We start from the raw sequence: 9,754 nt of genomic DNA on the forward strand, positions 1-9,754 counted from the left end.
AACTAAATTAAAAAAGATAGCAGGGATAATCAATCCTTACTATCTTTAATTTTAATATTTAATTTTTAAAAATTAAATGTTTCACTATTTATATTGCACACTATTGATAATTGCGTGAGCCGTTTTCCTTCTTCTAAGTTGATATTTTTGGGAATTTCTATGCTAACTCTTAATCTCTTACCTTCTTCATCTTCTGTGAATAATCTGTGATAATAAACATCTGATTTATCACCGTAAAAATAAACTTGGAAATCTCCTAAAATCGGATAACCTTTCAAGTCAATCTCAATAACCTCAATATTGTTTTCTAGTTCAGCGTTCTCTAAAGCACGTTTATCTGACATAATTGCTGTTTCGAAACTTATATCGCTACTTACATCTTGAAATGCAACTTTAAGATTACTGAAAGAGCCTTCATGTACTGTTACTACAACTCCACCATTCTCGATTTCAATGACATCTGTCCCTTGTGGTACAGAAATTGATTGTACTATTGAATTTCTATTGTTTGAATCAACGCTTCCCGATAATAAAAACTCACTTTCTGACAATTCAACAACGGGGTCATCGATTATTTCCTCAAGGGTGTGATTTTTATTATCTTCGTCTTTCGGTTGTTCTTCTGTAACCTCATCATTCGAGCAAGCTACCATTGTTAATGCTGCAATTCCTAGTACGAATAATGCTGTAATTTTTTTCATCATAGTTACCTCTTTCTTTATTTAAATCTATCCTTTAGAAAGTTTAAGATATTTTTTATTTGTTGTTACCATTAATAAAGCAGAGCAATTCGCTCCGCTTATCAATTAATTTAATTTTTCTTTTGTTTCAGCATCATAAACATCCATATTAGTTGTAACTTCGATAACCCTAAAATCTGTTCCATCTTCAATTTCTTCAAAAAATCTTTCGATACTCACTTCAAGAAAAAGGGTCCCCTCACCTTCATAACTTTCCACAGTGAAAGAATGAAGTAATGCTTCTTGACCATCTTTTTCTACTTTCTCAATAACACCATATTTACCTACTACTTCATAATCACCTTCAAAATCAGAAAAAGCACTTGCATTTAAAGATTCGAATAGCTCTACAAATCTCTCGTTTTCAAAATATTGTTTTGTAAAATCATCCACAACCACTTCACCATCTGTTGAATCTGCACCTTCTTGGGAATCTTCTACTTCTTCCTCTCCTTGAACATCTTCCACTTCATCATAAATTTCTTCCTTTTCTGGTTCCGTTTCTTCCGGTTGAGTAACCTCATCGTTACTTGAACATGCCATTAGTAATGCTACTAAGAATCCTACTGCGAATAATAGTTTAATGTTTTTCATAAATATTTCCTCCACATATTTTTTTCATAATATTAGATACTTAAGGGGTTCAAACGATTATGAAACTCGGTTACCCATGAAAGGTTATCATAAAAAGGAAGAGAGCTTTCTTACTAAAAAGCTTTCCGGATAACAATTGTTTTTTCATAAAATGAATGATTAATTTAGATTATCGCAATAAAAAAGTACCAAAGACCGGTGCTTTTTACTACTCATATTGTGCACTATTTATAATTGCATGGGCTACTTGTCTACCTTTTTCTAGTTCGATATTTTTTGGAATATCTATCGTTACTCTTAGTCTCTTGTCTCCTTCACCGTCCATGAATAGTCGATGGTGGTACGCCTCTGAATTTCCACTAAAAAAGTACGCTTGAAATCCTTCTAATTCAGGATAGTTATCTAATTCGATGTCTATAACCTCAGCTACTTTCCCAATCTCGGCATTCTCTAATGCTCGTTTATCTGACATCATTGCTGTTTCAAAACTTATATCCGTGCTTTCGTTTGAAAACGAAACTCTAAGGTTCTTCAAATTTCCTTCATTAATGTTTGCTATAACTCCCCCATCTTTTAGTTCAATCACGTCCGTCCCTGTTGGAACAGAAATTGATTTAATCATTGCATTTCTGTTATTTGCCTCAACACCTGCTGAAATGAGAAAGTCACTTTCTGACAATTCAACAACAGGGTCATCGATTATTTCCTCAAGGTTATGATTTTTATTATCTTCGTCTTTTGGTTGTTCTTCTGCAACCTCATCATTCGAGCAAGCGGCCATTGTTAATGCTGCAATTCCTAGTACGAATAATGTTGTCATTTTTTTCAGCATAGTTACCTCTTTCTTTATTTCAATCTACCCTTTAGAAAGGTTAAGATATTTTTCTTTTTCATTTTTATATGAAAAACAAAATCGCCTGCCAATAACGTACTTAACGATTTCAAACGATTATGAAGCTCGGTTAACCACGAAAGGTTATCGTCAAAAAAGAACCGAAAAACGGTGCTTTTTATTACTCGTATTGTGCACTATTAATAATTGCGTGGGCTACTTGTCTACCTTCTTCAAGGTCAATGTTGTGGGGAATGTTTACCTGAATTATGAGAGTCCCTAATCTATGATATGCATAATCTTCTAACTCAGTATAATAGTAAAATCCAAATTCTAAATCGTATTTATTGATATCAATTGTTTCTACCATTATTTCTTTTCCTGGAACTGCATTTTCCATCCTCATAATTTCAGCTGTTTCGTTTAATTGATAGGAACTTTGAATGTTCAAGAAACTAATTTCCATTCCTTTATACTTGCCTTTTTCAATTTCTACTTGGACATTCCCGTTATTCGTTTCAACAACATAACTTGATTCTGGAACAATAATAGACTTAATAAAAGCATTTCTAGTTTCTTCCGTTACACCGGCAGACATATTCATTTCATCTTCCTTCATTTCAACAACAGGTTCTTCAATAATTTCTTCCAATGATGAATTGTTCTTTTCTTCATTCGGCTTATCCTCAGAAACCTCATCATTTGAGCAAGCTACCATTGTTAATGCTGCAATTCCTAGTACGAATAATGTTGTCATTTTTTTCAGCATAGTTACCTCTTTCTTTATTTAAATCTACCCTTTACAAAGGGTACACTTTAAACATACTTAACGATTTAAAACGATTATGAAGCTCGGTTAACCACGAAAGGTTATCGTAAAAAAAGGACCGAAAAACGGTGCTTTTTTCTACTCATATTGTGCACTATTAATAATTGCGTGGGCTACTCGTCTACCTTCTTCAAGGTCAATGGAGTGTGGCACTTTGATTGTGGCAATGAGAATACCATCGTCATCATTTTTCAAAATCCGATGATAATGAAACTGATTAATTTCACCGTAGAAGTAAACGTCAAATTCTGATAATTCTAGTGGTAACTCTATATCAATTACTTCTGTAGCCCCTTCCCCATTGGTATTATTCAACAATCTTTTTTCCGATTCAACTAAGCCTTCAAAACTAAAGTCCCAACTTATTTTTTCAATTGAAATTTCTAAGCTATTAAATGCTCCATCTGTTACTTCAACAACAATGGCTCCATCTGTTACTTCAAAAATATCGCTTCCTTCTGGGACGGAGATTGCTTTAACTAATGGATTACTTCCATCTACGTCAACACTTCCTGATAGGTGGAATTCACTTCCTTCTAACTCCACAACAGGTTCATTAATAACTTCTTCCAATGATTGATTGTTCGTTTCTTCATTTTGGTTTTCCTCTGTAACTTCATCATTCGAGCAAGCTACCATTGTTAATGCCACAATTCCTAATACGAATAATGTTGTAATTTTTTTCAGCATAGTTACCTCTTTCTTTATTTAAATCTATCCTTTAGAAAGTTTAAGATATTCTTTATTTGTTGTTACCGTTAATAAAGCAGAGCAATTCGCTCCGCTTAAAATCAATTAATTAATTTTTTCTTTTGTTTCATTATCAAAAACATCCATATTAGAATTAGATTCTAACAGTTGAAAAACCGTTCCATTTTCTTTTTCTTCAAAGAACCTTTCTATACTACTAATGACTAAAAGGGCACCGTCCCCTTCAAGACGTTCAATAGTAAATGAATGCAATAATACTTGATTTCCGTCTTTTTCAACTTCTTCTACCGTTCCAAATCCATCCGAAAATTCATAATCGACTTCAATATCAGAAAATGCACTTTCGTTGATTGTTTCAAATAGATTAACAAAATGTTCATTTTCATAATATTTCCTAGTTAATTCGTCCATAATTGCTTCATCTTCTGCTGATTCAGAACTACCTTCAGCTACTTCGTCTTCTTGTGTCTCTTCTACTTTTTCAACAATTTCTTCTTTTTCCGGTTCCGTTTCTTCTGGTTGAGTAACCTCATCGTTACTTGAACATGCCATTAGTAATGCTGCTAAGAATCCTACCGCGAATAAAAGTTTAATGTTTTTCATAAATATTGCCTCCAACTATTTTTTTACATAATATCATCAGATTAAGAAGTCAAAAAACAATTACTTAATCGGAAAATCAAAATAAATGATATAGTAAGTAAGTCACTTTCTTCATACACCCCACCGTTTAAAATACCCGAATATGAATGATGAAAATATGACATGTTATAATATTCTTGTATAGTTTATTTGATTCATTTCATCTACTTACTTTAATAATAAATCTTCAATTCTCAGTAACTTTTGTAGGGAACTAAACTAAAGATATCTTCTGTTAAATGTTCCCTCTACAACAGACTAGTAATATAGTACCGTAAAATAGATTACTTTTTAAGTCAGAAAAAATTAAAGTAATCCTTTTTTGTTAACCTGCCTCTAGTTCCCTGAAGTGATAACTAACTTCCACATCCCCACAATCAGTAACTCGAACCTCAGAAATAAACCTATGTATTAATTCCACTAACACTTCATCACTATAAAGATATCCCATGACCATAGACTCAATATCTTTATCTAATAGCTTTGAAGGATTTCCAATCTGTTTCAGAATCAATAACTTCTTCTCCAACTCATTTTTTCTTTCTTCGCCTTCCCTGATATATTCGGAAAATTCGACCTTGCTAATCTCTCCATCAGCCCTCATCTCAACAAACCCTTTCTTTCATTTAGACAGAAAAAACACACACATTCACAAAAGTCATTTTCACGAAATTAGGGTCTGAATAGCACATATTTATTTTAACTAGCAGGAGTTTATTTTGGGGTTACACTATTGTACCATCAAAATAAAGTCTTCCAAGAATAGAGAAAAAAAAACACCGAGAAGTAAATGTCATCAAACCATTGACATAGTTGAATTTTGAGAAGAATCAGGCCAGAAAAAGACCCGGTTTCGGAAATGTTTATTTTCACGAAAAGCGGGTCTGAATCGGAAATGTTTATTTTAACTGGGAAATGTTTATTTTAATTAGACACCTTCCTAATTAACAGTGAACAACACTCCACATGCGTGGAGTTAACAGTACATACAGGAGTGACATTAGTTCTTAAAAATAAACAGAATAATGAAAGAAAAAACCATATAGTTTTGCTTCAAATTAATCAAAGCCAAACTAATTTTATCCTGAAATCCAAATACCTAAATCACCAAACGAAGAACCAGCTTTTCTAACTAAATTAGTATGTCCAATTGCAATTCCAACTGAAGTTAAATTCATATTTTTTAAAGATGTTTCATTCCATGATTTCATTATCTGAGAAGATAAAGGGAAATCGTTAACTAGATGAACTATTTCAGCTTCATTATTAAAATTAAATATTTTTTGGTAATTTTGCTTAAAAATAGTCTCATATTTAGCTTCACCAATAGATAACCTTCCACACCCAGCATAAACAAGATGTTCTAAAAGCGTATCTTCTTCTACAGTTGGTAATTCGTTAATAAATTTACTATAAGTTCTTTCATAGTAGTCTAATAAATCACCAATTTCTTTATCAAAATTTATGTAATTATTATTGACTGTCCTTCTGATAACAAAAACTAAAGAGAGTATATCAATTTGCTTCTGGTTTAGCTTCGTAATGACTGATAATGACTCATCCAATACAATTTGTTTTAATGTCCTATCATCTTCTTTTGTTCTTTCCACAAGCAATTCAATTAATATCTCTTCTAAATTTTCATCACCTGTTCTTGCAAATTCTTTTTGAGCAGTGTACATCGCATATTGCATATCAGGATTTTTCATCTTTTCAATACCAGAAGGATTTTCCTGCTTTAGCTTTTCTAAAGTATCATTTACTAATTTTTCTGCTCTATAGGTTGCAATTTCCGCAGCCTGTTGAGAAAGTTCTAAAAAATTCGCCTTAAACAAATCTAGTGCAATATTCCTCGCCTCGTCTGCAGTAACACCAACATTAATTACTTGGGCTTGATAGTTAGTACTATCCTTACCACCACTTTGCTTCATAATTCATTCCTCCTTTTTAGGTGAGTTTATCGTCATACTTCCAGCTGACTGATAGTTATTAGAATTTTTCCCACCTTTTTGTTTTTGCTTTACTTTTTTTGACTTAGACATCTGCTTACTAGTCAAAATAGTTAAAGCGAAAACCCCAATTCCACTAAACACCCATGTATACCATTCCATCATTGTTACCTCCCATTCCATGTGTAAAAAGTAAACGCTTATTTTCTAATTGTATAAGTATACAAAAAGTCTCTACTCACGAACAAAATATTTTATTTCTTCAATTGTTTCATTAGTTATATCATTCAATTCTTTATAAAATTTTTGATATCTCAATCTTTTCTCATCATCGACTACTTTTTTAAATTTTTTTATTCCAGACATCCCATTCATGATTAAGTGTATTTCTCAAGACACTCCCAAGTTTACTTAGCCAAGCTAAAACCTCATCTGAAGTATAAGATTTATCAAACTCATCAATAACTTCTTTAATAAAAGACAATGATGGATGGTCTTCTCCTAAAAATGCAAGACTCTCTAAAAATGCACTTTGCCGTAAAGTTATAGCTTTTTTAAAAAGTTCTTCCTCTGTTAATCTTAATTTTTCATCTTTTAAATCTTCGAGAATTTCTCTTAAATTCCCTGTATCATGAAAAAACTTGTATATAGGAGGAACTTTAGGTAGGTATATGGGTTCACTTCGGTTAAAGTAATAAACAGGGTAATCATACTTCTGCTCATTTTCAACACGTTTTTGTATATCCACTTTCTCAGTTACCTCTCTTAGTTCCATTAAAAAGTTTAATGGTGCTCTTGCCCAATTCCAATCCGCTTCAGGTATTGATAGTTTTTTGTATTGTATTTCTAGGTTTCTATCCCAACTCCTTGAATATGACTCGTGGTAGTGTGTACTATGTCTCCATTCGCCTTCATAATCATAATATGATACGACTACAGCCCATGAGTCATGACTTTCGAATGTAATATCCGTATATAATAAGAAGCCTCTAGGGAGTAACCAGATTACTCTTTCTTCATCAGAGTCGTTAAATATTGGTTCCTCAGGCACTAAAGTGTCATCTTCTTTTTTTTCTTCTTTAAAGTCAGGTTTCTTCCCTCTAGGGGGAGGGGTTAATAGAGGTTCTTCCCAAATAAGTCTCTCTAATTCCTTATATGATTTATCTAAATCCCCTAGCTTCATGCTTAGAGCAAACCTGCTTTTAAAGAAATCAGGTAATAGATACTCACCATTCTCTTCTTCTAAGGAGATAGGAATGAATTTTTCTTGTTTTGTATCTTTATATACATCAGGTGTAATAATTAAAGTTTCAGTCCCCACTCCACCATGTCTACCATTTGCTTTTTCACAATAAGTTTTATCACAAATTACTAGAACTTTATCCGCAACTTTAATGCTTTCCTCCATAAATTGAAAACGGTCATGACCCACAACTCCATGCCATCTATCAAGAATAACGTCAACACCAGACTTTGCCACTAATTTTTCTGCTAATTCAAGAACCCACTGTTTATGAGTTTCTGATGACCAACTATACGATATAAAAACTTTAGGTACTATTTCTTCGTATCCCAATTACCTTACCCCTTTTAACTTTTTATCTAAATTTTAACATAATATTCGCATAAAAATTTATGCATTGGTAACAAAAGGTAAAAACGAAGCAGATAGTTTTCATTTAGGTTTCATATTCTTAAAACTTTACATACTGACTAGACTAGAATTATCTAGTAGCGGTTCAAACCTCATAACTAGATTAACCCCACCCAGTGCCTAGTAAAAGAACTATCTCCCTTTTAGAACGAGTATCCCTTATTTTACCTGTAAGAAATTTCATCAAATAGTCTTGTACGTCAACTTAGAATTGTACACCCCTTCTTAACGTGTGATGTATCAAAAAAAAATTGCAATGTGTTCAGTGAATACCTTAACAAAGAAATAGACAGGTACCTTCATATTTCACGGAAAATTGATAGGTTCATCCTCTCCGACCGTCTAAATTTTTTTTTATTTTGACGTACACAAAAGCTATAAGTAATTTTATAGTTTTTGTGTATTTTTATTAAGAATAACCTTTTGTATTTACCCTCTACCATCCTTTGTTATTTTTGTGTTCCTTATTTCTATAATGTGATAGAGAACGATAGGAGGTTGAATTTATGGAACTATTAAAAATTCCTGAGGTAGCCAAAATTTTGAAGCTATCTGAAAATCGTGTTTATGTACTTACAAAACAAGGGGCAATCCCCTCTGTAAAAGTTAGCGGTTCCGTGAGAGTGCTAAAAGAAGACTTAGAGAAATATATCAAAGGGGGTGGTAACAGTGATACTAAATGAACTTGGGAAGCTATACTCAGTTGAAACTGTAGCAGAATTATTAGACGTTGAAGAGCAAACTATCCGTAAATGGATAAAGGAAGGTAAATTAAAGGCTTTAAAACTAGCAGGCACAACTTTGAAGGTAGCTGAAACTGAACTCGAAAGGTTTGTTTTACAGGCATTCTATCAATCGTCTAAGGGAGGAAAATAATATGAATAAAATAACTGTAGAGAAAACTGCTCATATTCTTAACGATTTAAACCTTTGCTTTAGTGAGGGAGCAGTAAAATCATTAGTACAACGTAAACTATTGAAAACTTCTCCTTTAGAGTATGAGGAAAGACGAAATAGCAAGTATAACTTCGCTATTTCAATAAAGTCTTTAGAGGATTACCTTAAAGATAAAGGGGTAACTGCTGAAGAATTTAAAAAACTATACCTCTAAAAAAAATGAACTCTAATAGCGTACCCCACTAGGTGGGGTATAAACTTTATATCAGCTTTAAACGTGGTTTGCAGGAGAACGCGTATTAAAAACTGTCACCACCCTCACTAGGTGGTTGTAAGTGCCGTTAGAGGGTGAGACAATTCCTATGTTAATCACATAGAAAACCCAGAATTATACCGTCGCAGTAGCCTATTGGCTAGGTGGCATGACAGAATTGTATTTTATAAGTACATACGTGGTAAAGCTGCACCTGGGCACGTTGAATGTCATGAAGGGAACCTCAAATCAGAAGTTTCTCCGCTCCCCTTTTAGGGGGGTGGAGTGTTTCCTTTGCCTAAATGATTGATTACTAGATTATTCCATCTATTCCCCCCCTTCTTAATATACTCTTTTTAATTTCTTTCAGACCCCATCAAAGATTAATTCTTCTTTTTAAAAGTTTTCGCAACTATTCCTTACATAGAACGATTGCTACAGTGAAAGGGGAGAGAACCATGATAAAAGTTGAAAGAGAATTTTCAGGAACAGAAGAACTCGAAGAGGTTTTATTAGCCTTTATTGAATATGTAATTGACAAAATACCAAATGCTTCCTACGATAGTGATTATAAATGTCAACTATAAAATGTACACTTTTGATCATTTTAGAATGTACATTTTTGCTCATGCTTTTTAAAAATTTCCCCCAGC

The 9,754-nt window shown here is 32.9% G+C and carries 14 protein-coding genes; 4 read left to right on the plus strand and 10 right to left on the minus strand.

What is annotated here, in order from left to right; genetic code table 11:
• Positions 1-65: 65 nt before the first annotated feature.
• The 10 genes from BALCAV_RS19640 to BALCAV_RS19685 form a co-directional block, all read right to left on the minus strand.
• Complete coding sequence (locus BALCAV_RS19640) at positions 66-701, minus strand: hypothetical protein (protein WP_040324278.1); 636 nt, start codon at positions 699-701, stop codon at positions 66-68.
• A 105-nt stretch (positions 702-806) separates the two neighbouring features.
• Positions 807-1,334, minus strand: coding sequence for a hypothetical protein (locus BALCAV_RS19645; protein WP_040324279.1), 528 nt, complete (start codon positions 1,332-1,334; stop codon positions 807-809).
• A gap of 208 nt (positions 1,335-1,542) precedes the next feature.
• Complete coding sequence (locus BALCAV_RS19650; RefSeq protein WP_040324280.1) at positions 1,543-2,166, minus strand: hypothetical protein; 624 nt, start codon at positions 2,164-2,166, stop codon at positions 1,543-1,545.
• A gap of 181 nt (positions 2,167-2,347) precedes the next feature.
• Complete coding sequence (locus tag BALCAV_RS19655) at positions 2,348-2,935, minus strand: hypothetical protein (RefSeq protein ID WP_040324281.1); 588 nt, start codon at positions 2,933-2,935, stop codon at positions 2,348-2,350.
• Between the two features lie 138 nt (positions 2,936-3,073).
• Positions 3,074-3,685, minus strand: coding sequence for a hypothetical protein (locus tag BALCAV_RS19660; protein WP_040324282.1), 612 nt, complete (start codon positions 3,683-3,685; stop codon positions 3,074-3,076).
• A gap of 105 nt (positions 3,686-3,790) precedes the next feature.
• Positions 3,791-4,309 (minus strand): hypothetical protein, encoded by a 519-nt coding sequence (locus BALCAV_RS19665; RefSeq protein ID WP_003324128.1) that lies wholly within the window; start codon positions 4,307-4,309, stop codon positions 3,791-3,793.
• Positions 4,310-4,673: 364 nt separating this feature from the next.
• Positions 4,674-4,952, minus strand: a complete 279-nt coding sequence (locus tag BALCAV_RS19670) for a hypothetical protein (protein WP_003324127.1) — start codon at positions 4,950-4,952, stop codon at positions 4,674-4,676.
• Between the two features lie 475 nt (positions 4,953-5,427).
• The gene (locus tag BALCAV_RS19675; protein WP_003324126.1) at positions 5,428-6,279 is read right to left on the minus strand and encodes an LPO_1073/Vpar_1526 family protein; all 852 of its coding nucleotides are present in this window, start codon (positions 6,277-6,279) and stop codon (positions 5,428-5,430) included.
• A 3-nt stretch (positions 6,280-6,282) separates the two neighbouring features.
• Positions 6,283-6,462 carry a hypothetical protein gene (locus BALCAV_RS21865; RefSeq protein WP_211096113.1) on the minus strand — a complete coding sequence of 60 codons (180 nt, stop codon included), beginning with the start codon at positions 6,460-6,462 and terminating at the stop codon, positions 6,283-6,285.
• A gap of 178 nt (positions 6,463-6,640) precedes the next feature.
• Positions 6,641-7,873 carry an SEFIR domain-containing protein gene (locus BALCAV_RS19685; protein WP_003324124.1) on the minus strand — a complete coding sequence of 411 codons (1,233 nt, stop codon included), beginning with the start codon at positions 7,871-7,873 and terminating at the stop codon, positions 6,641-6,643.
• A 584-nt stretch (positions 7,874-8,457) separates the two neighbouring features.
• On the opposite strand from BALCAV_RS19685, the gene BALCAV_RS19690 reads away from it, so the two are divergent.
• From BALCAV_RS19690 to BALCAV_RS23145, 4 genes are all read left to right on the plus strand, one after another.
• Entirely contained in the window at positions 8,458-8,634 is a 177-nt protein-coding gene (locus BALCAV_RS19690; protein ID WP_003324123.1) for a helix-turn-helix domain-containing protein, read from the plus strand.
• Entirely contained in the window at positions 8,621-8,827 is a 207-nt protein-coding gene (locus BALCAV_RS19695; protein ID WP_003324122.1) for a helix-turn-helix domain-containing protein, read from the plus strand. The genes BALCAV_RS19690 and BALCAV_RS19695 overlap by 14 nt, the downstream gene beginning before the upstream one ends.
• 1 nt (position 8,828) lies before the next feature.
• Positions 8,829-9,062, plus strand: coding sequence for a hypothetical protein (locus BALCAV_RS19700; RefSeq protein ID WP_003324121.1), 234 nt, complete (start codon positions 8,829-8,831; stop codon positions 9,060-9,062).
• A gap of 497 nt (positions 9,063-9,559) precedes the next feature.
• Positions 9,560-9,688, plus strand: a complete 129-nt coding sequence (locus BALCAV_RS23145) for a hypothetical protein (RefSeq protein ID WP_268746831.1) — start codon at positions 9,560-9,562, stop codon at positions 9,686-9,688.
• Positions 9,689-9,754: the final 66 nt, after the last annotated feature.

The sequence above is a fragment of the Alkalihalobacillus alcalophilus ATCC 27647 = CGMCC 1.3604 genome (assembly GCF_000292245.2).
GTDB lineage: Bacteria > Bacillota > Bacilli > Bacillales > Bacillaceae_D > Alkalihalobacillus > Alkalihalobacillus alcalophilus.

Bases quoted from the DNA above. Each gene is read 5' to 3' on its own strand.
- BALCAV_RS19640 (WP_040324278.1), bottom strand. From the start codon at position 701: ATGAAAAAAATTACAGCATTATTCGTACTAGGAATTGCAGCATTAACA.
- BALCAV_RS19645 (WP_040324279.1), bottom strand. From the start codon at position 1,334: ATGAAAAACATTAAACTATTATTCGCAGTAGGATTCTTAGTAGCATTA.
- BALCAV_RS19650 (WP_040324280.1), bottom strand. From the start codon at position 2,166: ATGCTGAAAAAAATGACAACATTATTCGTACTAGGAATTGCAGCATTA.
- BALCAV_RS19655 (WP_040324281.1), bottom strand. From the start codon at position 2,935: ATGCTGAAAAAAATGACAACATTATTCGTACTAGGAATTGCAGCATTA.
- BALCAV_RS19660 (WP_040324282.1), bottom strand. From the start codon at position 3,685: ATGCTGAAAAAAATTACAACATTATTCGTATTAGGAATTGTGGCATTA.
- BALCAV_RS19665 (WP_003324128.1), bottom strand. From the start codon at position 4,309: ATGAAAAACATTAAACTTTTATTCGCGGTAGGATTCTTAGCAGCATTA.
- BALCAV_RS19670 (WP_003324127.1), bottom strand. From the start codon at position 4,952: ATGAGGGCTGATGGAGAGATTAGCAAGGTCGAATTTTCCGAATATATC.
- BALCAV_RS19675 (WP_003324126.1), bottom strand. From the start codon at position 6,279: ATGAAGCAAAGTGGTGGTAAGGATAGTACTAACTATCAAGCCCAAGTA.
- BALCAV_RS21865 (WP_211096113.1), bottom strand. From the start codon at position 6,462: ATGATGGAATGGTATACATGGGTGTTTAGTGGAATTGGGGTTTTCGCT.
- BALCAV_RS19690 (WP_003324123.1), top strand. From the start codon at position 8,458: ATGGAACTATTAAAAATTCCTGAGGTAGCCAAAATTTTGAAGCTATCT.
- BALCAV_RS19700 (WP_003324121.1), top strand. From the start codon at position 8,829: ATGAATAAAATAACTGTAGAGAAAACTGCTCATATTCTTAACGATTTA.
- BALCAV_RS23145 (WP_268746831.1), top strand. From the start codon at position 9,560: ATGATAAAAGTTGAAAGAGAATTTTCAGGAACAGAAGAACTCGAAGAG.